The organism is Arthrobacter sp. 'calajunan', from assembly GCF_046940185.1.
GTDB lineage: Bacteria > Actinomycetota > Actinomycetes > Actinomycetales > Micrococcaceae > Glutamicibacter > Glutamicibacter soli.
In genome coordinates this window covers 106,052-131,025 of record NZ_JBKZDY010000002.1, presented here as the reverse complement: position 1 = coordinate 131,025, position 24,974 = coordinate 106,052, and the positions used below count along the sequence as shown (strand labels likewise).

At 63.3% G+C, this 24,974-nt stretch carries 22 protein-coding genes; 10 read left to right on the top strand and 12 right to left on the bottom strand.

Going from position 1 to position 24,974, the window contains the following annotated elements; translation table 11 throughout:
- Positions 1-40: 40 nt before the first annotated feature.
- The 5 genes from RF641_RS03110 to argE form a co-directional block, all read right to left on the bottom strand.
- The gene (locus RF641_RS03110; RefSeq protein WP_424572480.1) at positions 41-724 is read right to left on the bottom strand and encodes a fasciclin domain-containing protein; all 684 of its coding nucleotides are present in this window, start codon (positions 722-724) and stop codon (positions 41-43) included.
- A gap of 207 nt (positions 725-931) precedes the next feature.
- Positions 932-1,057: a putative transporter small subunit gene (locus RF641_RS03105; RefSeq protein ID WP_047121081.1), complete on the bottom strand. Its 126-nt coding sequence runs from the start codon at positions 1,055-1,057 to the stop codon at positions 932-934.
- The gene (locus RF641_RS03100) at positions 1,058-2,635 is read right to left on the bottom strand and encodes a sodium:solute symporter family transporter (RefSeq protein ID WP_424572479.1); all 1,578 of its coding nucleotides are present in this window, start codon (positions 2,633-2,635) and stop codon (positions 1,058-1,060) included.
- Between the two features lie 1,049 nt (positions 2,636-3,684).
- The gene (locus RF641_RS03095; RefSeq protein ID WP_424572478.1) at positions 3,685-4,962 is read right to left on the bottom strand and encodes an MFS transporter; all 1,278 of its coding nucleotides are present in this window, start codon (positions 4,960-4,962) and stop codon (positions 3,685-3,687) included.
- Positions 4,959-6,128 carry an acetylornithine deacetylase gene (gene argE, locus RF641_RS03090; RefSeq protein WP_424572477.1) on the bottom strand — a complete coding sequence of 390 codons (1,170 nt, stop codon included), beginning with the start codon at positions 6,126-6,128 and terminating at the stop codon, positions 4,959-4,961. Before argE ends, RF641_RS03095 begins: the two co-directional genes overlap by 4 nt.
- A gap of 351 nt (positions 6,129-6,479) precedes the next feature.
- Here argE and RF641_RS03085 point away from each other — a divergent pair, with 351 nt between their 5' ends.
- Entirely contained in the window at positions 6,480-8,384 is a 1,905-nt protein-coding gene (locus RF641_RS03085; protein ID WP_424572476.1) for a hypothetical protein, read from the top strand.
- Positions 8,385-8,637: 253 nt separating this feature from the next.
- Here the strand turns inward: RF641_RS03085 and RF641_RS03080 are convergent, their stop codons facing one another.
- On the bottom strand, positions 8,638-9,759 hold the full coding sequence (locus RF641_RS03080) for a ScyD/ScyE family protein (protein WP_113606662.1): 1,122 nt from the start codon (positions 9,757-9,759) through the stop codon (positions 8,638-8,640).
- A 551-nt stretch (positions 9,760-10,310) separates the two neighbouring features.
- On the opposite strand from RF641_RS03080, the gene truB reads away from it, so the two are divergent.
- From truB to rpsO, 6 genes are all read left to right on the top strand, one after another.
- Complete coding sequence (gene truB, locus RF641_RS03075; protein ID WP_272926282.1) at positions 10,311-11,264, top strand: tRNA pseudouridine(55) synthase TruB; 954 nt, start codon at positions 10,311-10,313, stop codon at positions 11,262-11,264.
- A 48-nt stretch (positions 11,265-11,312) separates the two neighbouring features.
- The gene (locus RF641_RS03070) at positions 11,313-11,666 is read left to right on the top strand and encodes a hypothetical protein (protein ID WP_424572656.1); all 354 of its coding nucleotides are present in this window, start codon (positions 11,313-11,315) and stop codon (positions 11,664-11,666) included.
- 10 nt (positions 11,667-11,676) lie between these two features.
- Positions 11,677-12,144, top strand: a complete 468-nt coding sequence (locus RF641_RS03065) for a hypothetical protein (protein WP_183043116.1) — start codon at positions 11,677-11,679, stop codon at positions 12,142-12,144.
- A 66-nt stretch (positions 12,145-12,210) separates the two neighbouring features.
- On the top strand, positions 12,211-13,164 hold the full coding sequence (locus tag RF641_RS03060) for a bifunctional riboflavin kinase/FAD synthetase (RefSeq protein ID WP_047121087.1): 954 nt from the start codon (positions 12,211-12,213) through the stop codon (positions 13,162-13,164).
- 5 nt (positions 13,165-13,169) lie between these two features.
- Positions 13,170-13,955, top strand: a complete 786-nt coding sequence (locus RF641_RS03055; RefSeq protein ID WP_047121088.1) for a class I SAM-dependent methyltransferase — start codon at positions 13,170-13,172, stop codon at positions 13,953-13,955.
- A 105-nt stretch (positions 13,956-14,060) separates the two neighbouring features.
- Positions 14,061-14,330 carry a 30S ribosomal protein S15 gene (gene rpsO, locus RF641_RS03050; RefSeq protein WP_047121089.1) on the top strand — a complete coding sequence of 90 codons (270 nt, stop codon included), beginning with the start codon at positions 14,061-14,063 and terminating at the stop codon, positions 14,328-14,330.
- Between the two features lie 74 nt (positions 14,331-14,404).
- Here rpsO and RF641_RS03045 read toward each other — a convergent pair whose 3' ends face one another.
- Positions 14,405-15,148, bottom strand: a complete 744-nt coding sequence (locus RF641_RS03045) for a type 1 glutamine amidotransferase domain-containing protein (RefSeq protein ID WP_047121090.1) — start codon at positions 15,146-15,148, stop codon at positions 14,405-14,407.
- A 500-nt stretch (positions 15,149-15,648) separates the two neighbouring features.
- Here RF641_RS03045 and RF641_RS03040 point away from each other — a divergent pair, with 500 nt between their 5' ends.
- Positions 15,649-16,158 (top strand): DUF2127 domain-containing protein, encoded by a 510-nt coding sequence (locus tag RF641_RS03040; protein WP_047121091.1) that lies wholly within the window; start codon positions 15,649-15,651, stop codon positions 16,156-16,158.
- A 117-nt stretch (positions 16,159-16,275) separates the two neighbouring features.
- On the top strand, positions 16,276-17,373 hold the full coding sequence (locus RF641_RS03035; protein WP_047121092.1) for a pyridoxal-phosphate-dependent aminotransferase family protein: 1,098 nt from the start codon (positions 16,276-16,278) through the stop codon (positions 17,371-17,373).
- A 109-nt stretch (positions 17,374-17,482) separates the two neighbouring features.
- On the opposite strand, the gene RF641_RS03030 is transcribed toward RF641_RS03035, so the two are convergent.
- Entirely contained in the window at positions 17,483-18,502 is a 1,020-nt protein-coding gene (locus RF641_RS03030; RefSeq protein ID WP_047121093.1) for a S66 family peptidase, read from the bottom strand.
- 289 nt (positions 18,503-18,791) lie between these two features.
- Between RF641_RS03030 and RF641_RS03025 the strand changes: the two genes are divergently transcribed.
- On the top strand, positions 18,792-19,241 hold the full coding sequence (locus tag RF641_RS03025) for a DUF4282 domain-containing protein (protein ID WP_052772610.1): 450 nt from the start codon (positions 18,792-18,794) through the stop codon (positions 19,239-19,241).
- 224 nt (positions 19,242-19,465) lie between these two features.
- Here RF641_RS03025 and RF641_RS03020 read toward each other — a convergent pair whose 3' ends face one another.
- From RF641_RS03020 to RF641_RS03005, 4 genes are all read right to left on the bottom strand, one after another.
- Entirely contained in the window at positions 19,466-19,885 is a 420-nt protein-coding gene (locus RF641_RS03020; RefSeq protein ID WP_047121095.1) for a DUF6069 family protein, read from the bottom strand.
- A 230-nt stretch (positions 19,886-20,115) separates the two neighbouring features.
- Positions 20,116-21,144, bottom strand: coding sequence for an NAD-dependent epimerase/dehydratase family protein (locus RF641_RS03015; protein WP_161449675.1), 1,029 nt, complete (start codon positions 21,142-21,144; stop codon positions 20,116-20,118).
- Positions 21,141-23,726: an alpha/beta fold hydrolase gene (locus RF641_RS03010; protein ID WP_424572475.1), complete on the bottom strand. Its 2,586-nt coding sequence runs from the start codon at positions 23,724-23,726 to the stop codon at positions 21,141-21,143. The genes RF641_RS03015 and RF641_RS03010 overlap by 4 nt, the downstream gene beginning before the upstream one ends.
- Positions 23,723-24,748 carry a 3-oxoacyl-ACP synthase III gene (locus RF641_RS03005; protein WP_424572474.1) on the bottom strand — a complete coding sequence of 342 codons (1,026 nt, stop codon included), beginning with the start codon at positions 24,746-24,748 and terminating at the stop codon, positions 23,723-23,725. The genes RF641_RS03010 and RF641_RS03005 overlap by 4 nt, the downstream gene beginning before the upstream one ends.
- Positions 24,749-24,974 lie beyond the last annotated feature (226 nt).

Genomic DNA, 24,974 nt, shown 5'->3' with positions numbered 1-24,974 from the left:
CCATGGCTGGTTTACGTCGGACAGAATCCAGGCGCCGCGGCTACTTGTCGGCCGGCGGCATCAGGACGGTGTCGACCAGGTAGACCACCGCATTGGCGGTCTGGACTCCGCCGCAGACGACCTTGGCGTCGTTGACCATCAGGTTGTCTCCGCTGCCTGTCACTTCCAGATCCCGGCCCTCAACCGTGGTGTGCGTTCCCGCGATGTCGGCGGGCTGGATCTCCCCGGGAACCACATGGTAGGTGAGCACCTTGGTCAGCATGTCCGAATCCTTGACGACCGCGTTCAGGTCCTTCTCCGGGATGGCGGCGAAGGCTTCGTCTACCGGTGCGAAGACGGTGAATTCGGCCCCGTTCAAGGTGTCGACCAGATCGACGTCCGGGTTCAGCTCGCCGGAGACAGCCTTGGTCAAGGTCTTCAGCAGCGGGTTGTTGGATGCCGCGACGGCGACCGGGTCCTGGGCCATCCCGGCGACCGAGCCGTCGCCGCTCGGCACGGCTTCGGCGTAGGCCGAGCATCCCGAGCCGACAAGATTCGCGGTCGGGTCCATGCTGCTGTCCGCGGCTGGGCTGCTTTCGGTGGCCATCTCCGAGCTGGAGGCTTCGGGGGCGGGTGCGCTCGATGATTCCGGGGTGTCGCTGTCCATCGAACAGGCACTGAGTCCCAGCGCGGCGACCGCGATCAATCCCAGGGCTCCGGCGAACGTTCTCTGCGTGTGCTTCATGTCGTTCTCCTCCTGTGGCGACGGCAAGAACCGTCGTGGTGTCCCTCCCCGTCGGGGCGGGCTTTCACACGGTATTCGGGGCGCGGCACGGTGCGGATTGGACCGGATCGAAAAAATTTTGCAACCTCCGCACGAAGCACGCGCGCCGGCCCTCCCCGATGCAGGGGAGAACCGGCACGCGCGCTGTACGGCTAGTGGGCGGGGCGCCTAGATCAGGTCCTCGCCGCGGCGCTTCGCCTCGCGGGCTTCGGAAATGAAGGCCTTGGAGATGACGATGGCGACGACGGCCACGATGACCGGCCAGATGAGGACGTAGAGGCTGAGGGCTAGCATTTATTCACGCTCCTGGGCTGTTCTGGTTGAGTTGCGGCTGCCGGCAGGCACTGCAGCGACCGGCTGTTCCCCGGTATCGAAGTCTCCGGCCCGCTCGGCGATCACCGCGAAGTCGAAGTTCTTCGTGGACCTGAAGGACATGAGATAGCAGATGATGGTGCTGACCGAATAGGCGACCAGCGAGGCCGACAGGGTCGTGTAGTCGCGCAGGAAGCCGAAGCAGAACGGCGCGGCGACCACGCTGGCCCCGATGCCGATGACCATTGCCGGGCGCAGGCCGAAGAAGCCGAAGGCCATCAGGCCCAGGACGATGCCGATGCCCAGGATGGCCAGCAGCTCGATCAGCACGGCGGTGATGCCCGTCATCGGGATCAGGTCGAAACGCACCGGAATGAATACCGCCAGCGCGGCGATCACCGAAACGGTGAAGGCCTTGTTGGTGACCTTCTTCCAGTAGAAGCTCGCCAGCACCGGGAACACCAGCGCGCCCCACAAGGCGCCGACGAAGACCAGCAGGTCCAGGATGTTCATCTGCATGCTGGCCAAAGCGACGGCCAGGGCTGTTGCGGCGACCATCGTCAGCCGTCCGACCAGCAGCATGGTTTTCGGGTTCGCCTTCTTCTTGCCCGCGATGTTCTGTCCGTAGATGTCGGCCATCATAATGGAGGACAGCGCGGAGAGGTCCGAATCGGCGGTCGAGGACAGCGCGCCGATGATCATGATGAAGAACAGCGCCAACAGGATGCCCGGGAGGTAGCTTGCCGCCATTTCGGGGATGATGTTGTTCAAATCCCCGCCGGTCGGGGTGAAGCCCAGATACAGCGCCAGCACGCCGAGCATGCCCACGCCGATGACCATGGCGCCGTAGCCGATGGTCGCGGTGATGAAGGTCGGCTTGATCAGGTCCTCGCGCACCGCGAACAGCCGCTGGGCGATGGTCTGGTTGCCGATGGCGTAGGCCAGCACCGCGGCGATGTACGGGGCACCCTGGTTCAGGAAGGCCTCGGAGGAGAAGAAGTTCGACTGCTGCGCGGTGAGGTTCGCTGCCCCGGTCTCGAACGCGGCGGGGAATCCCGCGGCGAAGAAGATGAACGGCACGATGATGGCCACTGCGCCGAGCATGGCGATGACCTGCATGAAATCGGTGAGCACCGAAGCGCGGAACCCCGACCACAGGGTGTAGAGCAGCACGCCGCCGGCCACGGCGAATACGCCCTGGATGAAGTTGAAGGGGGAGAGCATCGAAATCAGCACGCCACCGGCGATGAAGTTGGACATCAGCGAGATGACCGAGCCGACGACGTTGGACCCTGCCAGCATGAGCTGGCTGGAGCGGCCGTGGCGTACGTACATGACCTCGGCCAGCGTGTGGGCCTTGGGCGCCACCTTGCGGATGCGCTTGCCGAAGGGGTAGATGAACAGGATCATCAACGCGCCCCACAGGCCGTAGTGGATGGGGCCGCTGATTCCGTAGGTGTAGCCGGACGACGCCGAGGCATACATGGAAGAGGCCCAGATCCAGGTAGCGGTCATGCTTGCCGCCGAAATGCCGAAGCCGATTTTATTGCCGGCGGTCATGTACCCGTCGGCATTTTCGTTTTTCTTACCAATGCGAGTGGAAACGAAAAACGTTCCACCGTAAAACAAGACCAATAAAAGTACAATGGTCAGAGCGCTGAAACCGACTGCTTCCGGGTTCACACTCCACCTCCTTAGGATCGACGAGTTCGAGAATCGACACCGGATCGGACAAGGATCCTCCGCGGTGCATGGTTCTGCACGTCTCATCCCGCACACTGCGATGGCGGGGTTCGATTAGCCGACGCACACAAGCCCTGGGGCCATCAATCACTCTCCGTCCGTTCTTCGGCTCATCTCTTTCCAGAACCAGCCTATTTTTACGCGCGCTGAGTCAGTTCGCTGTCGTCCTCATACATGCCTAGTTGAGGCCTAATACTTGGTGAATGGCTGAGAATTCGATCCTGATTGAATCGAACGCACCGAGTAAAGTGCTCGGTGACAAAATTGCCATTCGTGCGCGGTTCTTTCCCAATTGACGGCGAAATTCAAGCCGGTCAGAGAACCCGTCGATGCTCCGCTCGGTCGAGACGGCAACTGTCCTGCGCCTGCAGTTCACCGGAAAACCGGTGTTGTGGAGCTCGTCATGCCCGACTAGCGCCGTAGATCCGGCGGGATCATCGACTGTTTGAGCGTAGCATGAATCACAGGACTCTGCTCAAATCGCTCCGGATTAGTATCTCAAGTCAGGGCTTAGTTCGTGTCGCATCGCCTCCTATTTCGATAATTCAAAAATGGTGATAAATCGTTATCTGGGGTTGAAATTCGTCGAAAATGAATTATTATTTTGGCGTCTATTTCCCGCTCGCAACACGTGGATTCTGAAGAGTGGATATTTCCCGCGGAGTCATGCCGGAACGGCGTCGTGCCCTGTTCTCCGACCGTGAGGACGAAAAGGTCGGGCTGTTTCGCGGCAGTCGTATGCCTGCAACAGGTTCTGATCGGCGGAATTCGGCGGCCCGCAGGTGAACCTGGCGCTGACATGACAAAGGGCCCGCGCTTCCCGAAAATTTTCGAGGAGCGCGGGCCCTGAGAATGACGTTATGCGGCTATGCCAACTCGTACCTGAGGCGAATGACCGCTAGTCCGATGAGCGAAAGGACTGCGATAGCCATGTAGTAGAAACTTGGGGCATCCAGGGAACCGGTTGCGCTAATCAGCCAGGTGAGCACGAGTGGCGCGATGCCGCCGAGTACGGTGACACCTACGTTGTACGTGACCGAGATTCCTGATCCGCGAATCGCTGCAGGGAACAACGACGAAATCAGCGCCGGAAGTGGACCGAAGTAGAACGCCATGATGACACCCAGCAGAGCGATCACGACGATCATGACTGGAACTGTGGGATTACCTGTCATCAACTTGAACAGCGGCCAGGCTCCCACGAGCGCGGCCACCGCTGCCCAAGTCATAACGCGCGCTGGCCCCACCCTGTCGGCAAGATGGCCGATGAACGGCACGCTGACCAGCGTTACGATGCCAGCAACCACGCCACCCAGGAATGCGGCATCGGCAGGGATGTGCAGATTCTGTACGGCAAATGTCGGCATGTAGAGAATCATGTAGACAGAGATCGTGGCGACGCCGATCGCCGCTGCTCCGGCCAAAAGCCGTCCGTAATTGTGGGCAAAAAGCTGCCCCAGCGGAGACTTCGACTTTTCAACCTTGATGAATTCTTCGGTCTCTTCGAGCCGTGCTCGGATGTACAGCCCGACCGGACCGATGAGCAAACCGACAAAGAACGGAACGCGCCATCCCCAGCTCTCCAGGGCCTCGGTGGACAACTGTGTAGTCAGGACGAACCCGAAAGCAGAAGCGAGCAGCATGGAGGCTCCCTGTGCCGCGACCTGCCAGGAGGAGTAGAAGGCCTTCTTGTGCGGGGCGGTTTCAATGAGAAATGCCGTGGCGGTGCCGAATTCGCCACCCGCCGAGAAACCCTGGAGCAGGCGTGAGAGCAGGATGATCAAGGCGCCCCAGACACCCACCATTTCGTAGGTCGGGGCAATGGCCATGATCAAGGTGCCGACCATCATGAGCATCAATGTGAGGGTCAGCGCAGCTTTGCGTCCCTTGCGATCAGCGTAGCTGCCCAGAACCATGCCGCCCAAGGGACGGATGACATAGGAAATAGCGAAGGTGGCGAATGTGAGGATTAGCGCGAAGGTTGCATCCGACTCGGGGTAGAACAATTTGGCGATTGTCGTGGCGAAGGTTGCGTAGACAATGATGTCGAACCATTCCAGGGCTGCGCCGATGGAAGAAGAAATCACTGCCTTGCGTGCGTCGGCAAGCTGCTGCGTGGTCGGGGATTGCGGTGAAGCGGTCATGAGGAAAGTTCCTTGATCAGTTGATCCATGAATCCTTCGCAGGCAACGATTTGTTCGAGTTCAATGAATTCGTCCGGTGCATGGGCCTGGGCGATGTCGCCCGGACCGCAAACCACGGTCGGAATGCCTGCGGCGGCGAACAGTCCGGCCTCCGTGCCGTAGGTGACCTTGTCGTCGGCGGCGATGGCGCCGCATCGAGCGGCAAGATCGACGATCTCTTCCGACGGGTCGGTGTCCAGGCCCGGGGCACCTGCTACCTGCTCGAAGGTCATGGATGCCTGTGGGTTCCGGGCGCGCATTTCTTCGCCCAGTTGGCTCGCGAAATTCTTGATTCGGGCGGTCAGCGCCTCGCGGTCCACGACCGCCAGCGAACGAAACTCAAAATGCACTGTGCAGTCTGAAGGGATCGTATTGACGGCAATTCCACCGTTGATCAGATTCACGTTCATCGTCGTGGTGGGTTCGATGAAAGCCGGGTCGGAAGGGCCCTCCGTCCGCAGCTCATGGGCGATCTCTTCCACGAAGCTGGCGAAACGAAGGCCGTAGGAGATGGCGTTGAGTCCTTCGCTGGGCAGCGATGAGTGCGCTGCGACCCCGTGGAAGGAAACCTTGAAAACATTCATGGACTTGTGCCCGCGGATTGCGCGCATGCTGCTTGGCTCACCGACGAAGCAGCCGCGAGGGTCCAGTTCCTGGCTCACGATTTCATCAACGAGGCTCACCGCACCGACGCAACCGATTTCTTCGTCATAGGAGAACGCGAGGTGAATCGGCTGCGAAAGCTTGGCGGAGATGAACTCGGGCAGTTTGCCCAGGATGACCCCGATGTAGGACTTCATGTCGCAGGTGCCACGCCCGTACAGCTTCTCATCACGCTCATGGACAGTAAACGGATCGCTGGACCAGTTCTGTCCGTCGACCGGGACGACGTCGGTGTGGCCGGAGAGGACCACGCCCCCGCGGCGGCTTCCGTCGTCCGCCGGAATGGTTGCCAGCAAATTGGCCTTGCTTCGATCTTCGTTGTAGATCCGTTTGGAATCGATTCCAACCGCTTGAAGCTTTGCTTCGAGCAGATCGATCAGCGGCAGGTTGGTGTCCCTGCTAGTGGTGTCGAGGGCAATGAGGTCGCTGATCTCGCGAAGGCTTGCCGATGATGGGCGCGTCATGAGGTTCCTTGATGTAGGTTTTATTTTTGGTTGAAGACATATTGTCATGGGTGAGTGGGCTCACAAAAATATGTTTCCCAAACGGACGAATCGTGAAAGGACGTTGAATGGGCTGCGAGCGGAACATCACCGGATTTTCGCTTTTGCGGCCAATGCAGAAGTACGCAAAGGGCTAGTCAACGTGCGGTCGGAACCGGCGCAGCGTGGTGATATGGATCGAGGATTACGGCAATGTGATGTCCTCCTGGGATAACGGAGGCCTAGCTGGTGGGTGGAAAATATTTCCCCGACTTCTCCACACCCCGCAACCACCTCCCGCCGCCACCCGTAGACCCGGCGCAGGCTGGGGTCATGAGTATCCACCAGCTCGCCGCAGCACTACAGGTCCTGCACAACGCCGTCACCACGAGCATCCCGCGCGGCGCGGCCGCCGCCCTGCTCGAGGTCATGGCCTCGTGCCGCGCCCTGCTGGTGAAACTCTCCGAAGCCCTGCACGGCATCGAGGACCCTCGGGTCGCCGCCGCCCACGCCCACCTGATCGAGCAGCTGGCCCACGACATCCAGCGCGAGCAGCTGCGCAGCCAGATCCATCTGGAATCCACCGGCGCGCACCTGCTCGAAGACGACGAGCTGGACGCCCTGCGCCAAGCCGGGGAGCAGCACGCCTACCGGCAGCTGGACCTGGCAACGGCCCCGCGCCTGCACGCGGGCCGCGCCCACTACACCAGCACCGCGGACTTCTCCGCGGCCTGGCTGGGGTTGAACTACTACGGGGCCGCGTCCCGGCTGCACGATGCGCACCTGCTGATCGCCCGCCGCGCCATGGACGGCGGCACGCTGACCCCGCGGCTGGCCGGGCTGGCCCGGCTGTACCAGGAGCCGGGAGCCGTGGACCCGCGCCGGATCGCGCAGGCGGCCCGGGCGCTGGACAAGTTCGAACCAGCCGACACCTGCTTCGAGGGGCTCCCGTTGCCGCCGACCGCCCGGCACGCCGACGGGGCACTCATGGAAGAGCACGTGCTCGCCGCCTTGGCCGAGCCGAACCGCACCACCAGCGAGAAACAGGTCTGCACCTTGATCTCCGACTACCGGCGCGAGCACGGCAAGCAACGGGCCCCGGAGACCGGGATCTTCTTCCGCGGCACCCGCGCCGGGGTGGACTGCTATGACCTGCGCGCGGCGGGGGAGCAGGCCGAGCAGTTGCGCTCGTTGATGGGGCAGGCGGACAACCCGCGCACCCAGGCCGGCAAGGCCGCCCGGGCCGCCCGGGCCGCCCGGGCCGCCCGGCCTGGTTCCTCGAACCCCGACCGCTCGGCTGCGGACGCCGAGGCAATAGAACGCGGCGAGGTGCAGACCGATCCGTTGTTCAGTTCGGATGCCCCGGCTCCCGACTGGGCCGGCATCAATTCCGGCCCCGACAGCAGCCCCGATGCCGGTCCCGCCCCCGATGGCGGCACTGGTGGCGGCCCGGCCGAGGAAGGCCGGGAGAATCTCATTGACTTTGATACGTGGCATAGCGCGGGCAAAGGCTCGCAGGGTGCCTCGAAGAGCCAAGACGCCGAGGAAGAACAAGATTTTGACTGTGTGGAAACCGGTCACGAGGATGCAGGCCATGGCTTCGGGGATGCCGCCGGGCAGCCGCGGACCGAATACAGCGATCAGGACCCGGAGTTGGGCGGCGACGCGGACGTGCCGCCGGCCCAGCGCCGGTTGAACGCGTTCCTCGCAGCCCTCAGCTCCGGTCCGGCGGGGCCGGGGGCGAAGACCATCGCGCCGCGGGTCGGGATCCACATCCAGCTCAAGGCCTTGGAGGATTTGCGGCACCCCGAGATGCTCACCTCGACCACGGATCACGGGGTGGGGCTCGACGCGGCGGAGACCGGGAGGTTGATGTGCGAGGGAGCGATTTACCGGGTGATCTTCGGGCCCGACGGGCAGCCCTTGGATGTGGGGCGGTCCCAGCGGTTCTTCACCGAGGCGATCAAGCGGGCCGCGTTGGCCCGGGACCGAGGGTGTATTGTGCCCGGGTGCACCGCGCCGCCGGAGATGCTTGAGTGCCATCATGATGATTGGTGGGAGCATGGCGGGCAGACCAGTTGCCGTAATGCGTCGTGTTTGTGCCGTCGGCATCATTTGGCGATCCATGCCGGGTTGCTGACCTTGGTCAAGATCGGGGGATTGGCGTATATCTTGTTCCCGAAGCATGTGGATCCGTTGCAGATACCGCAGCGGAACCGGCTCTACACCGCTGCCTAATTCCTGTTGATGGGTAGACAGAGTATGCGCAGACTTCGGTCCGGGGGATCTTGAGATCGTTGACGGGTCGTCTGGCAGATCCAGAGCTTCGCAAGCAACCGCTACAACTTTCATACTCTTTGCGGATAGGTTAATCGACTTGGAATTGTCACGCTCTGACCACCATCGCTCCCACGCAGGATTATTCGCCGGACAGGAGAAATCCGTGCAGGTCTCTCCAGAGACCTGCACGGATTTCGGTTTCCTATTTAACTCAGCGATGGCCATGATGGCTGTGGCCCAACGTTGCAGTGACTATTGATCCGGACGGCGTCAGCGCGTTCGTGCTGACAGCCATCCTGTGCCCGCTGATGGCGACATCGGAGGCCATCGGCGCTGGGAGCACATTAACTGCCTTGCCCTTCACGATCTTGGATACGCCTCCGCCGAACAGCTCGGTCACGTAGATGCTTCCGCGATCATCCACTGCGATGCCGGTGGGCGCGCTCAGGCCGCTGGCCACGAGGTAGCTTTTCTTGCTGTGGAGATTCAACTTGTAGATCTTGCCCTTGGACATGGACTCGCCCGGAGCTCCCGGCAGTACGGTGTAGTACAGCCAATTGCCACGAAGTTCGATGTCGGTAGGAACGGCCTGGGCCCAGTAGGTGCGTCCCATCATGCAATCGGGAACCGTCAGTCCTGCTTCTGCGGCTGCAGCGACGGCTGCTTCATCGATCACAACAGGTTCGGCGGGGAGCACTTTGACTACGCTCGCCTTGCCGTGTGAATTCACCTTCCAGAGTGCGTTGCCGCCCGCGTCGCCCACATAGACATTGCCGCGCCACACGGAGGTGGAATACGGATGGGAATAGACCTCGCCGGTGGATTGCATCCACGGAGCTTGATCCAGACAGGTCTGAGGGGCATCGCGCACACCGTAGACGGTCTTACCGTCCGGGTTGAGCTTGACTTCCCACTTGGTCATGTCGGTGATGGTCCGGGTCTTGCCATGGTGGCTGATGGACTTGAGCAATGCCGGGCCGATGGCCTCTGGATTTTCATCGGTGCCCGCCACGTTTTCAAAGTAGTAGGTGGTGCCGCGAGAGTACGACACGGCTCCGATTTCCTTACCCGGCGCAGAAGCCAGAACCTTTTTGGTTCCGTCCGATGCCACCGACGACAACATGCCGGCGAAAGATTCTGCGACCAGGATGTTGCCGTGGGATCCATAGGCCACTTTCAACGGCCCGCCGAGCCCCTCGATGAGGGTTTCGACATGCTGCACCGTCGTCCGGGAGTTATGGTGGGAGTCACCGCCGGCTTGTGCCGGGGCGATGTTCAACGTTGTTGCCAGAAGCGCCCCCGCAGCAACAGCTGCGAATGCACGGAATTTCATGGGGTGTTCCTTGCCTTGCTGGTGACTCGCGATCCATCACAGGGATCGCGCGCTGTGGATCGTCACCCGCAAGATCCGTGGAAGTCATCATGCGCAAATACTCCCCTGATGGCGCGCGGCCACAGGGAACAGTTTTTGATAGCCCCAAGAATTTTGCGAGTGAGTGGAAGCCGTGCGAGGCGGCTCGCGGCGAAGTGCCCCAGCCACCTCGTCCCCAACGTCACAGGCGTGATAAAACCACGCAAGTGGTTAGAGTTTAGGAGTGTTGACGTCGCCGGTCAATCGTTTCCGAGCAGTAACCTTTGGTTCCGGCCCAGGATCCGGGACGTCGTTGAGGTCTGCAGAAATTCCGGCGTGAACATATTTTTTGTTCATTCTTCGCTGCGCGGACGGCGTGGGACCAGCGCTCGGCAGCGCAGGGGGGTGTGTTGCAGCCGGCATCGCGTTGGCGCGCTATCGCACAGCCGAACTCAACGCGGTGTTTTCCGGGCCTGATGGGCCGACAGCGCGCTGGTGATGGGATCGACCACATCTGCGTCCCAAACAGGCTAATGACCGGGGCAGCGCCTATACTGGAACGCGTGAGTAAAGCCGGGCAGAACACTGAAGAGCAGGCCTCTGGCCTCGTACTAGTCGATAAAGAACAGGGCATGACCTCCCACGATGTGGTTGGTCGCATCCGCCGGCTGGCGGGCACCCGCAAGGTCGGGCATGCCGGAACGCTGGATCCCATGGCCACTGGCGTGCTGGTCATCGGCGTCAACAAGGCTACCCGCCTGCTCACTTACATCGTCGGCCACGACAAGACCTACACCGCCACCATTCGCCTGGGCCAGAGCACCGTTACCGACGACGCCGAGGGCGATATCGTCTCCGAGCGCATCGCCGCTGCGGTGACCGACGAGGACATCGAGCGCGAGGTGGCCAAGCTGCGCGGGGACATCCAGCAGGTCCCGAGCCAGGTTTCTGCGATCAAGGTCGACGGCAAGCGCTCCTATGCGCGCGTTCGCGCCGGCGAGCAGGTGGAACTGAAGTCCCGCCCGGTGACGATCAAGCGCTTCGACATCCACGAGATCCGCCGCGAGAATGGCGGCAAGATCCTGGACGTGGACGTCACCGTCTCCTGTACTTCGGGTACCTACATCCGCGCCCTGGCCCGCGACCTGGGCGAAGCCTTGAACGTCGGCGGCCACCTGACCGCGCTGCGCCGCACCGAAGTCGGCCCGTACAAGATCGAGCTGGCCCGCACCCTAGAGCAACTGGCGCAGGAGTTCGAGATCCTGCCCCTGGAAAAGGCTGCCGCGGCGATCTTCCCGAACCGCACCGTGAGCGTCGACGAAGCAGTCGAGCTGTCCTTCGGCCGCCCCATCGCTGCGTCATCCAAGACCATGGACGTCGCGGCAGACCAGCCCGTGGCCGCTTTCGCGCCCAACGGCGTGCTGGTCGCGCTGCTGGAAGACAAGGGCGACAAGGCCCGCACCACGCTGGTTTTCACCGCCAAGTAAGCCGCGGACCCGGAACGTAATCCAGGGAGGATTGCCCTTTTGATTGTCATGAACGGCTTTTTCGTCGCCGGCGCGATTGGCTGCGCGGTAGCGCTGCTTGTCGCGGTGATCGCCACGCTCATCCGCAAGCACCCTGACGACTGGGCCCTGGTCGGCGCGATCGCCACCGAGGTGTTCCTGATCGTCTACGGCATTGCCGCGGCCATCCGCCAGGCCGGGGGAGATGCTGTGGCAGGAGACCCGATCGAGTTCTGGGGCTACTTCATCACCGCGCTGATCATGCCGCCGATCGCGTTCTTCTGGGCCGTCAGCGAGAAAAGCCGCTGGTCAAACGCCTTGCTCGCGGCTTCGGCACTGGTCACGTTCGTAATGTTGTTCCGCATGGAACAGATCTGGCAGTAGGAGCCTCCACATGAGTCAGAAGCCACGCAATTCGCGCATCCTGCAGGCGGCCGAAGCCAAGAAAAGCGCTGACGGACCCAAGCCCAGCCGCACCACCGGCCTGGGCCGGGTCATCATCGCGGTCTACGGCATCCTCGCCCTGGCTGCGACGGTGCGCGCCGTATACCAAATTGTGAGCAAGTTCGACGAAGCCCCGGAAGCCTACGTGCTGTCGCTGATTTCCGGCCTGATCTACTTCGTCGCAACCTTCTCGCTGTCCTCGGCCAAGCCGCGCGCGTGGATGGTGTCGCTGTGGGCCGTGGGCATCGAGCTGGTCGGAGTGCTGGTGGTCGGCACGCTGTCGCTGACCCACCCTGAGATCTTCGCCCACCCGTCGGTGTGGAGCGGTTTCGGAGAAGGCTACGGATACATCCCGCTGGTGCTTCCGATCATCGGCCTGTGGTGGCTGTACCGTAATCGTAGTGAGCGTCACAGCTAAACCCGTGTAAGAATTGCTTCGGCGGGTTTTTTGATCTGCCGAGGAAAGTACCCATAAAGGAGCAAAGTGCACTATTGGAAGGGCCTGGACGCAGTCCCCACTGACGTGGCTCCCACCGTTGTGACCATTGGCAACTTCGACGGGGTCCATCTGGGACACTGCGAAGTCCTGGACGCCGTCGTCTCGCTGGCGAAGCAGCGGGCGGCCAAGTCGGTGGCCATCACCTTTGAACCCCACCCGGCATTGGTGCACCGCCCGGACAGCGCACCGGAATTGATCATGGGTCTCGCCGACCGCGTGGACACCCTGGCCAGTGTGGGCCTGGACGCCGTCCTGATGATCCACTACACCCTGGAATTCGCGGACCAGAGCGCCGAGGAATTCGTGAAGTCCATCATCGTGGACACGCTGCACGCCACCGCCGTCGTGGTGGGCCATGACGTGCGCTTCGGCCGCAACAACTCCGGCGACTTCGAGTTCATGCAGGAACTGGGCCGGAAGTACGGCTTCGACGTCATCGGCGTGGACGACGTGGGCGACAAGCGCCGCCTGTCCTCCACCTGGGTGCGCGAGGAACTGGCCGCCGGCAACGTCGAAGCCGCCGCCTCGATCCTCGGCCGCCCGCACCGCATGCGCGGTGAAGTGGTCCACGGGGCCGCCCGCGGCCGGGAACTTGGTTTCCCGACTGCGAACCTGTCCTCCGACGCCTCCGGCATCATCCCGGCCGACGGCGTGTACGCCGGCTGGCTGGTCGACGAGGCCGACGTGCGCTGGCCTGCCGCGATTTCTGTGGGCTCCAACCCGACCTTCGAAGGCATCTCCCGCGTCGTGGAAGCCCACGTCATGGACCGCCCGGACGAGGGCGTCGAGGACTTCGACCTCTACGGGCAGCAGGTCATCGTCGAATTCGTCTCGCACCTGCGCCCGATGGTCGCCTACCGCGGCATCGAGGCCCTGATCGACCAGATGGCCGAGGACGTCGAGCAGGCCCGCGCGGTCCTGGCGCTGGAGCAGCACTAGGCTCGATGGCTGAAATTCCCTCGCTGCCGCGGCGCGCCTTCACTGTCGACGCCGCGCGGCGCACCGACCTGGCCTCCGCCTTCCAGCACGGGGCGGACAGCTACGACAATATCCGCCCCTCCTATCCGGAGCAGGCGCTGGACTTCACGTTGCAAGCGCATCCGAAGACAGTAGTGGACATCGGCTGCGGCTCGGGCATCTTCACCGAGCAGCTCGCGGGCCGAGGACTGGAGGTCAGCGCGGTTGACCCGTCCGCCGACATGCTCCGGGTGCTGGCCGAACGCCTGCCGCAGGTGGTGAGCACCTGCGCCGCGGGGGAGAATACCGGGCTTCCCGGGGACGCTTTCGACCTGGTCACCTACGCCCAGGCCTGGCACTGGGTGGACCACCCCAAAGCCAGCGCCGAGGCGGCGCGACTGCTGCGCAGCGACGGCTGGCTGACGTTGCTGTGGAATCAGCTGGATGTCACCGTTCCGTGGGTGCACCGGCTGGCACGGATCATGCACGCGGGCGACGTCCACCGGCCGGAGCTGGAGCCGCCGTTGGGGACGCAGTTCTCAAAACCCGAGCACGGGATCTGGCACTGGTCTATGGAACTGGATTTCGCTCAGATCGTCGAACTCACCAAGTCCCGCAGCTACTACCGGCGAGCCAACGAATCCACCCGTGCCAAGGTCGAAGCGAACCTCGCCTGGTACTGGATGGAGCATCTGGGCCATGCCGCCGAGACGAAGGTGCAGGTGCCCTATCTCACGCATGCCTGGAGGGCGCGTCGGCGCACCCGTCGATGATATGATTATTGATGGCCTTCGCTGCAGTCCGCGGTTGCGAGATGCCACCGCGAGCGTCTGACGCTCGCATTTGAATGAAACGCGGTCCAACTCTAGGAGTTTGTTATGGCACTGGATGCCGCAATCAAGAACGAAATCATCAAGGCTTACGCCACCCACGAGGGTGACACCGGTTCGCCTGAGGTTCAGATCGCCGTTATGTCCCGTCGTATTTCGGACCTGACCGAGCACCTGAAGATGCACAAGCATGATCACCACACCCGCCGTGGCCTGATGGCTCTGGTTGGTCGTCGTCGTCGTATGCTCGGCTACCTCAAGAACACCGACATCGAGCGTTACCGTTCGCTGATCGAGCGTCTGGGCCTGCGCAAGTAGTCTCCGGCTGTTCAGCCGAAACCCCCGATTCCTGCCGGAATCGGGGGTTTTCGCATCTGCCGGTGAGGAAGCGGCTACTCAGCTGGCTGGGTGGCGGCTTCAGCGGCTTCTTCCGCTTCGGCTGCTGCAGCCTTCTCGTGGTGAATCACCTCGGCCAGCAGCTTTTCCATTTCTTTGGCTACGCCTCCGGCGGAAGCAGGATTCTGTCCTGTCACCAGCCGGTCGGAGACCTGGACGTTCTCCTCGAAGTCGTCCGCTGCCACGTGGGTGGCTCCCTGCTCCTCCAAGCGGTCCGCCAGCAGGAACGGGACGATCTTCTCCTTGCCCACCGTGATCTCCTCCGAATTCGTGAAGGCGGCGACATGCTTGCCCGTCAGCAGCTTCATGCCGTGGTCGAGTTCCACATCAAGCAACCCAGCCGGGCCGTGGCAGACCGCACCGACGATGCCGCCCTTGAGATAGATGCTTGAAATCAGCTTCTGCAGGCCTTCGTTGTTCGGGAAGTCCCACATGGTGCCGTGGCCGCCGACAAGATAGACCGCGTCGTACTGCTGCGGGTCTATGACTTCAACCCTGGCGGTGTTGTACAAACCGGCACGGGTTGTTTCATCCTGGGTAAATGCCACCTGAATCGGGTCCGAGGCATCCACGGCGTCCCGCGGTGGCTGACCTCCCTTGATGGATGCGAAATCCACAAAGTGCCCGGAGTCGCGGAAGACCTTCCACGGGTGGGCAGCTTCGGCGACGTTGTAGCCGGTCGGTTCTCCGGTATCACCGAGTTCTGAAACGCTGGTAAGGACCATGAGGATTTTCTTCAAGGTGTGCTCCTTTCGCTTTCGTATCCCCAGCCTTGTTGATGGTTCCCGGTGATTCAAGGAATTGGAGGGACTTGCCAGCTAGGTCATTGAGAGCTGATATCCGGCTTTGATGTCCAGGACGGACCTCTGGCGGCATTCGGTGCAGGTCTTTTGCGGTCGAGCCCGAGAATCTGATCAAGATTTTTTGATCAGGAATTCTGTTCGAAAACCACGCTCTGTGTCCAGTGCGGAGGGCCTGAGCAAGATTTCTGATCAATGATTCTGCTCGAAAACCATGTTTGTTCCGGTCGTGCTTGTTGTTTACCGGTCCAAGAATCTGATCAAAAAAATTGATCAGAAAAACAGTTCACCAAGCAACCATGCACGAAAGTTGTGTTGGGGAATGCTCCAGCGCTGAGCTTGCGATGATTCATCAAGCGCGCGGTGGGGCGGTGGGAATGTGACAAAATCCGAATCAGTGGCAGTTCGTCGAATGGTGTAGGTGACGGGAGGGCTTGGAAATGGCCGGAAAGCACCAGCACCGTGCACAGGTTCTTGACTGGATCTTTCGGGTAGGACTGCTCTTCAAAGGCATCGACGGTCTCCTGGAAATCGTCGGCGGCGGGCTCTTTCTCCTGTTCAATCCCGACCAGCTGGATACATTGGCCAGAATACTCACGCAGCATGAACTCTCTGAGGATCCCGGGGACCTGATTGCCAACTTCCTGCTCCATGCCAGCGGGTCGCTGACTGTATCGGGCTCATGGTTTCTCGCCGCCTATCTATTGCTTCACGGGATCGTCAAGGTGGTATTGGTCTGGGCAGTGTTGCTAGACAAACTCTGGGCCTATCCGTGGATGATTGCTTTCCTGCTGATTTTCATTGGTTACCAGAGCTACGAACTGATTGTCGGTTTCAGCGTTGGTCTGCTGGCACTGACGCTCTTCGACGTGTTCATTGTTTGGCTCACGAGACGCGAATATCGAATTCAGCGCCGCCACAGGCAGAATCACGGAAATATCGACGTTTAGCGGATTCTTTGAACTGTGGAATTATTGTCATACGGAAGTTAACTTTCGTTTTGACTGGTGACCGGCGTTAGGCTTGAGGCACGTTCGAGCTTCACCGTGTCAAGAAAGCGAGTCGTCATGACCCAGCCAGTTCTTCAGCGTCAACTTTTCGGCCCTGGTCCCAGCAACCCGTACCCGGAGGCCACCGCGGCCCTTGGCCTGCCGTTGCTCGGACACCTTGACCCGGCATTCATTGCCCGCATGGACCGGGTCTGCGAATCGCTGCGCACCCTGTGGGGTACGTCCAACGCCCGAACCCTGCCGCTGAGCGCCACCGGGTCCGCAGGCATGGAAGCCGCCTTCGTGAACACCATCAACCCGGGTGATGTGGCAGTGATCGCCATCAACGGCCTGTTTGGCGAGCGTATGTGCGAGGTGGCTTCGCGCGTGGGTGCCGAGGTTGTCCGGGTAGACCACGAGTATGGAACTCCGATCGATGCGCAGCGAGTGGCCGAGGCCCACCCGAATCCGACGGTGATCGCCGGAGTCCACGCCGAGACGAGCACCGGAGTGCTGTCCGACATCGCCGCGTTGGGTGCCATCAAGGGCGACGCTCTGTTGATCACTGACGCGGTGACGTCCATCGGCGGCATGCCCGTGCTCGCCGACGAATGGGGCATCGACGTTGGTTATGCCGGCACCCAGAAGTGCATCGGCGTGGCACCCGGACTGGCGCCGTTCACCATTTCGGACCGCGCCTTCGAGCGCCGGGTGCAGAAGCCGCAGTCCTGGTACCTGGACTTGGGACTGCTGGGCGGATACACCACCGGTTCCACCGGCGGAGGCCGAACTTACCACCACACGGCGCCAGTGGCCATGGTGGCTTCGCTGGAAGCAGGCCTTGATCGCATCCTCAGCGAGGGTCTTGACTCGGTGACTGCGCGCCACCAGGCTGCCGGTACGGCTCTGCAGGACGGCCTGCAGGAGATGGGCCTGGAGCTGTTCGCGGCGGAGGGCTACCGCCTGCCGCAGCTGACCACGGTGAAGGTTCCCGAGAATGTGGATTCTGCCAAGGTCCGGGGCTACCTGCTGGAGCGGTTCAATATCGAGATCGGCGGCGGCGTGGGACAGTACGCAAATACGGTGTGGCGCATCGGGCTGATGGGCCCCAATGCCAATCCTTCATCGGTGGCGCTGCTGCTGTCGACCTTGAAGGAAGCCATCGACAAGGCATAGCTGCAACACCGCGTTGGTGCTGCAATCCACGGCACACAAGGTTGACGGGCTGGCGCCCGCCGAAGGAATTCGGCGGGCGCCAGCCCGTTGCTGCCTTTCCGGCCGGAAATCAGTCGGCGAGCCCGTCGGGATGGTGGGCAAAGTCCAGCCGGACGCTGCCGTTGTCGGTATCGAGCGTGGCCCAGCCGCCGATGGGCAGGGTGAACATCGGGCTGGTGTGCCCGAAGTCCAGATTGGCGACTACCGGCACGGAGGACAGCCGCGGATGCTTGGCGAGTACCTGTTCCAGCAGCGACCGAGTGATCTTGGATTCGAGCTGAAACCTGCCGATGGCAAGGCCCCGGATCTTTTCAGCCCCTGGCATCTGCAGCAACGAGGCGAGGCTGCGCGCGAATTCATCGGCGTCTGCGGCGCCGTCGTCCTCGAGGAATAGCAGCGAGCCAGCCAACTCGGGCATCATGTCGCCGCCCTGCAGCAGCCTCAGCGTGCCGAGGTTGCCTCCGATTACCCGGCCTGTTGTCTGCCCGGGATTAATAATCCATGGGCCGTCGGTGCCATGTATGATGCGGTGTTCCTGGTCCATGAACCACAGGTCGTCGGTAAACTCCGTGCCGTGCTCGATGGACCAGGACATTTCGTGGGTTGCCTGCCGGAACCACTGGCCGGTTGGCTCGAAATGGTCACGCATCCCGAAGGAGGACCAGTGAGCTCCGACGTAGGTGATCAAGCCGGTTCTGGCGTAGATGGCGTTGGCAAGTACGGTGAAGTCCGAATAGCCGCAAAAGACCTTGGGATTTGCGGCAATGAGGTCCCAGTCCAGGTAGGGCAGCAACTCGTTGGCGTTGAACCCGCCGATGACGCTGATGATCCCGTCGACTTCCGGATCCGCGAACGCGGCGTGCAGGTCGGCCAGACGGGAAGCGATGGGGGAGCTGTCGAAATCGTCCAGCTCATCGACGTGCTCACCATACTGCAGCCGGAGCCCCATGGCGGTGAAGCGCTCGTTGATCCACTGCGTATTGTCGTGGTGCATCACATAGGCTCGGGAGCAGGACGGAGCGATGGCTCGCACCGTGCAACCCGAGGCCAGACGCCGGGGAATCATCGGGGGCTTGGGAATATCGCTCATGGTCTCATCCTAGGCATGCGACTCCCTATTGGAAGTCGAGAACAAAAAACGCTGGAGCGATTTCGTTGAATAGCCTGCAATGGCGGCTGCCCCTAGGTACATAGAAATTTCCCGTCAACAGCCTGTACTTGGGGCATTGGATATTTCACGAGCAGGGTCCCTTTTGGAATTTCACTCTGATATTTGATTCAACAGATGGAAAATTCTTCTGAATCCTCTTATCAACAGAATATTTGTTGGGTAGTCTCGGCGGTAGCATCCTTACTGCATTGAGAAAGCAGGTCCATTCGTGAAAGCGCTATTCGATTTAGACTTCCGCAAATTCGTCACTCCGTCGATCATCAAGATCGTTTACATCCTGATCATGCTCTTGCTGATCGTGAGCTATCTTGCCTTCGTGATAGCCAGCTTCCGCGCCAATGGCGCATTCGGCTTCGTCGTCTTGATTCTGATTGGCCCGCTGTTCTGCCTGATTTATCTGGTACTTGCGCGCGCCGGTCTGGAATCACTGCTTGCGCAGATCCGCACGGCGGAAAACACCGCAGAGCTCGTGCGGTTGGCCGGCGGGACTCCACCGAGCGATCAAGGTTCATTCCAGATTAATCCGATTCCTCCAACAGGTCCTTCGGCACCGCGAGCCTCGGGGACTCCTGGCCCGGGCGCCACCGGCAACCAGCCACCTGCTGGCCCCAATTCGGGCAACGGCCCCGAGACGCCTCCGAACCCTTACAAGCAGTAAGTTCATGACCCAGCTCTAGACGCGCCGCCAACTCTCGCGCCGCCAACTCTCGCGCCGGTCAGCCCTTGTGGCGGCCGAATGTAGCCTTCGTTGAATGCTGTGAAACATGCTGTGCGCCGCCTGTTGGATGGCAGATGCCTCCTCCAGCCCAATGCCAGCGACCTGGAAGGTACAAAGAAAAACCGCGCCACCCTTCGGGGTGGCGCGGCCTTGTCACTGCGGTGCTACTGGGCGGACTTGCGCCCCACGGCAACGTACCAGGCGACGGCGCTGACGACATGCATCAGGCCGAGCCAGGTGCCCGCGGCAAAGCTGTCGGTCACCACGTAGGAGCTGGCGATGGAGCCCAGCGCGAGAATGACGCCGATCCAGCGGGCTGCCGGAAGGATGGACGGCTTGAGCCAGCCCAGGTAGAGGGCTACGGTGCCCATCAGCAGGATCGGCACGAAGCTAGCCACGCTCACCAGGGTGTAGGTGATTTCGTCGAACGGCGCCCCGGTCACGTCGAAAGATGCCCCGGCGGACATTCCGGTGAAGTACAGCGCGGAATTCACGGTTGTCGCGCCCACAGCAAGAATCAGCAGTTCGACCATGCTGACCCTGTACTTGGGTCGTGCTTCGGCCCGGGCGATGACGGCACTCATGTTTTCTTTTCTCCTGGTTGGCGGGATTCTCCACACCACCATACGTGTCGCCCGAAGGGAAAGCCCGGTATTCAGCGGAAGTGAGAGCGACACCACCAACGCCGTGACTTAAACGTAAAAAGCCTAGTGAAAGCGCCTAAACGCTTTACCGTTGGGTAATATTCCCTTTGTCGAAACCAGGTAGTTTCAAAAAATGGCCCTGTCCCCGAAAAGGGGACAGAGCCGGAGAATCAGTGGATCGCCAGCGGCGCTTTTCCTCCATAGTGGGCTGCAAGCTTTGCCAGTCCTTGGTCGATCGTGACCTCAGGCCGCCAGTCCAGTACCCGGTGGGTTTCGCGCTGGTCGAACCAGTGCGCGGTGGACAGCTGCTCGGCCAGGAATCGAGTCATGGGCGGTTCGTCATGGACCAGGTTGCGGGTGCCGGCGGCAAGCCAGGCGCGTTCGATGACCGCCCCGGCGCCGCGGGCCAGCCAGCCCGGCACGCTGAATCTGGGGGCGGGCGCCCCGCCGGCCTGGCAGATCCCGGCGATCAACTCGCCGACCGGGCGCGGTTCGCCGTTGGTGACGACCAGCGGGAGTCCCTGAGCCTGCTGCATGCGCTCCAGCCCCCGGACGATGGCGGCCACCGCGTTGTCGATGTAGGTGGTGTCGATCAGCGCCGCGCCGTGGTCCAACAGCGGCAATCGTCCGCTGGCGGAGCGTTCGATGACGCGCTCCACCAGTTGGGTGTCGCCCGGGCCCCACACCACGTGTGGGCGGATCGCGGCGACTCGGAACCGGTCGCTGTTGCGGGACAGGGCTTCGAGCTCCGCCGCGGCCTTGGACCGGGCATAGTTGCCACGGGCCCTGGACGGGTCGGCAGGACCCGCCTCGGCTCCGGCCAGCGGCTCGCCGAAGTGCGCGACCGAAGGCGAGGAGACGAATACGAAGTCCTTGACCCCGGCCGCCTCGGCGGCGTCCAGCAGGTGCCTGGTCCCGTCGATGTTCGTGGCGACGAACTCCTCCCAACGCCCGGTGAAGGACACCTTGGCGGCCAGATGGATGACGGCGTCCATGGAGTCGACCGCGCGGGCGATCTGCGCCGTTTCGGTCAGCGAACCGAGTACCTCGTCGGTGGCGCCTTGGGATGCGCGGCGCTGGAAGGTGCGTACCTGGTGGCCCTTCTCGCGCAGCCGCTGCGCGACAGCACCGCCGAGCATGCCGCTGGCACCGGTGACCAGCACCCTGCGCGCGGTTATCGGCTGGTTGCGTGGAGTCATGGCTTGCGGATCCTTCCTCCTGCCAGCGTGGCGGAGGCCCAGCCGGCCAGGTGCGCCCGGTCGATCTTCGAGTTGTGGCGGATGTCCGTGGGCAGCTCGGGGACCACCAGCACGGCCGAGACCTCGACGCCGGCGGCCGCGACGGCCTGGCGGACCTGCTGCGACAGCCCGGGGGAGGCAGGGGCCGGCTTGCGGGCCGGCGGCACGGTTTCCATCACGATCACCGCGCTCTGCGTCCCGGACGGGCCGACCGGAACCAGCGCGGTGCGTCCGGCACCGGGCACCGATTGCGCCAGGTTCTCGGCTTCCACCGGGGTGAGCGGGCCGCTGGCGGTGCGCAGCACATGGCCCAGGCGGCCTTCGACCCACAGTCGTCCCTGGGCGTCGAGGTGCCCCACGTCGCCGGTGCGGTGCCATCCGGGGATGGAGGTGCTCAGCTGCTCGGTGATCCACAACCGGTCGTAGCGGTCCTTCACATGTGGGGCGCGGACCAGGATCTCGCCGGTCAGCCCGGGCTCGGTGGACGGCTCGGCGGCGGGCTCGCCCGCGGCGTCCAGCACCGCGATGGCCACGCTGGCCCCGGCGACCGGGGTGCCCACGCAGACGCCGTTGCCGGAACCTGCCGCGCGGATGCCGGCCAGGTCGATGTCCGTGACCGGCAGGGCCTCAGTCATGCCGTAGGGGGTGTGCACCGAGGCCTGCGGGGCCAGCTGCTGGACCTCGGCCAGCAGCGGCTCCGGGATCGGCGCCCCGGCCGACAGCAGCAGGGACACCTGCTCCAGCGCCCGGCGCTGCGCGGTGGTCAGCTCATCCCGGGTAGCCAGCACGTTGGCCAAGGCTGCCGGGGAAGCGAAGACCACGGTGGCGTCGATCGCGGCGGCCGCGTCGGCCAGCGCGGCGGCGGTGAGCGTCTTCGGTGCGGTCACGTCCATGTCCGGGGTCACCGAGGTGGCGCCCAGGGCGGGTCCCAGCAGTGCGAACGGCGCAAAGCCTGCCACCAGCGCGGAGCCGGGCTTCAGCTGGTAGGTGGCGGACAGGGTGTCGCGCATGGCGGCCAGCTGGCGATGGGTGTACACCACGCCCTTGGCCGGGCCGGTGGAGCCGGAGGTGAATAGCACCGCTGCATCCGCGTCAGGGTCCGCCGGGGCGAAGTCCCCGGCCTGCGGGGCGCCCGCGGCGCCGGCCTCCAGCAGCTGCGGTACCGAGTGCCCGACGCCCAGGACCTTGGCCAGGGCCGGCGGCAGCTGCGTGGCGGAAATGCGCGTGCCCGGCCAATTCAGCGCCTTGGCGCCGATGAGCGCGCGCTGGATGCCGATCAGGAACTGCGGCCCGGCGCCCTTGATGGCCCGGCCCAGTCCCCTGGTGCCCAGGCCCGCGTCGGCCACCACGATCACCGCGCCCAGGCGCAGGCAGGCGTAGATCAGCGTGGTCAGCTCGATGCCCGGCGGGACCAGCAGGTTGACCCGGGAGCCGGGGCGCACGCCGATCCGCTCCAGGCCCTTGGCCAGGGCGTTCACGCGCTGGCCGAGCTGCGCCCAGGACAGCGTGCGAGGCGGGCTGATGTCCACCACCGCGGGGCTGTGATCCGCGGTGCGCTCGTCGAGCTGCGCGAGCATCGGACGGTAGTCCTGCAGGCTGCCCGCGCGCACGGTCTCGCCGGCGCCGGCGGACTGGAGCCAGTCGAAGATCGGGGTGGCGATGTCGCGGTCCTCGGCCACCAGGTGCCCGGCGCCCTCGAAGCGGTGCACCTTGGCCTGCGGCAGGCGGTCCATCAAGTCGCGCAGGTAGCGGTCGGAGAAGACCGGGTCCTTCGGTCCCCACAGCATCAGGGCCGGCACGGTGAGTTCGCGGATGGCCTCGGAGATGGAATCCAGGGCCGGGCGGCTGGGATGGCCGGGTGCGAAGGGGATGTCTGCGACGAAGTTGCCCACCCCGGTGCGCTGCGCGGCGCTGGTGTAGGGGGACATGTAGGCCTTCCTGACCTCGGGGGCCAGCGCGGGGGTGGCCAGCGAGTGGGTGACCCGCAGGAACGCATCGGTGCTGGTGGTGCCCCAGCCGTGCACCGCCGGGTGGGAGGCCAGCTGCAGCGCGGCGGGCAGCTCGAAGCCGGCCGGGTGCACCGCGGTATTGGTCAGCACCACATTCGCCAGCTGCCCGCGGTGGGCCACGGCCCAGCCCAGGGAGATGATCCCGCCCCAGTCATGGCCCACGGTGGTGACCGGGCCGGACAGCTGCAGCGCAGCGGTCAGGTCGCCCAGGTCGTTGACCCGGTCGGCCAGGCGGCGGAAGACTCCGGTGCGCTCGGAGAAGCCCATGTCCAGCTGGTCCACCGCGACGATGCGCCAGGGCAGGGCGCGCCGTGAGACGTGGGCGAACAAGGATCGCCACAGGTAGGACCAGGTGGGGTTGCCGTGCACGCACAGCAGGGTGCCGACCGGGGTGATGCCGCGGGATTCGAGTTCAGTCTGGTTGTCCAGCAGGTGCCAGCGGTGGCTGGTGCCCGGGACGTCGACCAGGGAGGTGGACGGAACTGTCAGGTGGCGGGAGTGCTGCTGGGCGACGCCGGGGAATGGGCCGGTCACCAGGCCAGCTCCATCATCGCGGTGTTCAGTCCCGAGCCCACCCCCATGCACAGCACCCGGTCCCCGGGCTTGAGCGACTTCGCCTCCTGCCACAGGGTCATCGGCAGCGAGGCAGGGCCCACGTTGCCCCACTTGGGGAAGGTCACCGGGACCTTGTCCTTGACCAGGCCCACGGCCTTGATGATGGCGTTGGTGTACGACTTGGAGACCTGGTGCGTGACGTAGCGGTCCATGGACTTCCAGTTCCAGCCGGCGGCGTGCGCCTCGTCCCAGGCGTCGACCACCAGTTCCAGGCCGTTGTCCAGCAGTCCCTTGCTGTCGGTGTACATGCCAGCCGGCCCGCCCACGCACAGCTCGTGGTGCGCGGTGCCGGCACGGGAGACCCCACCCAGGATCTTCGGCTTGCCCGGGTGCGCATCGGCAGGGCCGATGACCGCGGCCGCCGCGCCGGAGCCCAGGGTGAGGGTGGCGAACTGGCGCAGGTAGTCCTCGCGGGTGGAGTTCGGGTCGTTCAGCCGCTGGAAGGTGACCTCCTGGGTGGGCTGGGCGTCCTCGCCGGCGACGATCAACGCGTAGCTGATCTGCCCGGAATCGATCATGTTCGCGGCCAGGGTCATGCCGTTGACGAAGCCCAGGCAGGCGTTGGCGATGTCGAAGTTCATCGCGGAGGAGGGCAGGCCCAGGCCGTGGTGGATCTTGGACGCCACCGAGGGCTCCAGATTGCGGCGGGTCACCGAGGTGTTGATCAGCAACCCGATCTGCCCCGGCTCGATGCCGGAGGCCTCCAGCGCCTGCTCGCCGGCCTTCACCGCCGCATCGTCGAAGGTGGTTCCCTCGGACCACCAGCGGCGTTCGGCGACGCCGGAAACACGTTCGAGCAGTTTCTTGGACAGGCGCAGCCGCTTCAGACTCGGGGCCAGCCGCTCGTCGAATTCGGCCGAGCTGAGCACCTGATCGGCCAGCACGCTGTTCACCGAGAGGAGGGCTACATTGTTGTGTCTGAAGGTTGCATTGCCGTTCAAAATTAAGCCTTTACAGGGGGACAGGCGTGCCAAACGGGGCCACGGCGCCGGGTGCTCGGTGGGCCCGTCGGGGAGCCAACGAGCGGGTTTCCTCCTCTAACGGTATTCCCTCGGGAGCGGTTCACCCTATTTCCTGCGCAATTTCAGCCAATAGCCCGAAAAAACCCCTGCGTAGCTGTGCAGGTCCTGATAATCCGCCATGAGTATGGGTGGTGATCCGGGCCTC

Excerpts from the sequence above, each read along its gene's own strand:
- RF641_RS03110 (WP_424572480.1), bottom strand. The coding sequence starts at position 724 with ATGAAGCACACGCAGAGAACGTTCGCCGGAGCCCTGGGATTGATCGCG.
- RF641_RS03105 (WP_047121081.1), bottom strand. The coding sequence starts at position 1,057 with ATGCTAGCCCTCAGCCTCTACGTCCTCATCTGGCCGGTCATCGTGGCC.
- RF641_RS03100 (WP_424572479.1), bottom strand. The coding sequence starts at position 2,635 with ATGACCGCCGGCAATAAAATCGGCTTCGGCATTTCGGCGGCAAGCATG.
- RF641_RS03095 (WP_424572478.1), bottom strand. The coding sequence starts at position 4,962 with ATGACCGCTTCACCGCAATCCCCGACCACGCAGCAGCTTGCCGACGCA.
- argE (WP_424572477.1), bottom strand. The coding sequence starts at position 6,128 with ATGACGCGCCCATCATCGGCAAGCCTTCGCGAGATCAGCGACCTCATT.
- RF641_RS03085 (WP_424572476.1), top strand. The coding sequence starts at position 6,480 with ATGAGTATCCACCAGCTCGCCGCAGCACTACAGGTCCTGCACAACGCC.
- RF641_RS03080 (WP_113606662.1), bottom strand. The coding sequence starts at position 9,759 with ATGAAATTCCGTGCATTCGCAGCTGTTGCTGCGGGGGCGCTTCTGGCA.
- truB (WP_272926282.1), top strand. The coding sequence starts at position 10,311 with ATGACCGGGGCAGCGCCTATACTGGAACGCGTGAGTAAAGCCGGGCAG.
- RF641_RS03070 (WP_424572656.1), top strand. The coding sequence starts at position 11,313 with ATGAACGGCTTTTTCGTCGCCGGCGCGATTGGCTGCGCGGTAGCGCTG.
- RF641_RS03065 (WP_183043116.1), top strand. The coding sequence starts at position 11,677 with ATGAGTCAGAAGCCACGCAATTCGCGCATCCTGCAGGCGGCCGAAGCC.
- RF641_RS03055 (WP_047121088.1), top strand. The coding sequence starts at position 13,170 with ATGGCTGAAATTCCCTCGCTGCCGCGGCGCGCCTTCACTGTCGACGCC.
- rpsO (WP_047121089.1), top strand. The coding sequence starts at position 14,061 with ATGGCACTGGATGCCGCAATCAAGAACGAAATCATCAAGGCTTACGCC.
- RF641_RS03040 (WP_047121091.1), top strand. The coding sequence starts at position 15,649 with ATGGCCGGAAAGCACCAGCACCGTGCACAGGTTCTTGACTGGATCTTT.
- RF641_RS03035 (WP_047121092.1), top strand. The coding sequence starts at position 16,276 with ATGACCCAGCCAGTTCTTCAGCGTCAACTTTTCGGCCCTGGTCCCAGC.
- RF641_RS03030 (WP_047121093.1), bottom strand. The coding sequence starts at position 18,502 with ATGAGCGATATTCCCAAGCCCCCGATGATTCCCCGGCGTCTGGCCTCG.
- RF641_RS03020 (WP_047121095.1), bottom strand. The coding sequence starts at position 19,885 with ATGAGTGCCGTCATCGCCCGGGCCGAAGCACGACCCAAGTACAGGGTC.
- RF641_RS03015 (WP_161449675.1), bottom strand. The coding sequence starts at position 21,144 with ATGACTCCACGCAACCAGCCGATAACCGCGCGCAGGGTGCTGGTCACC.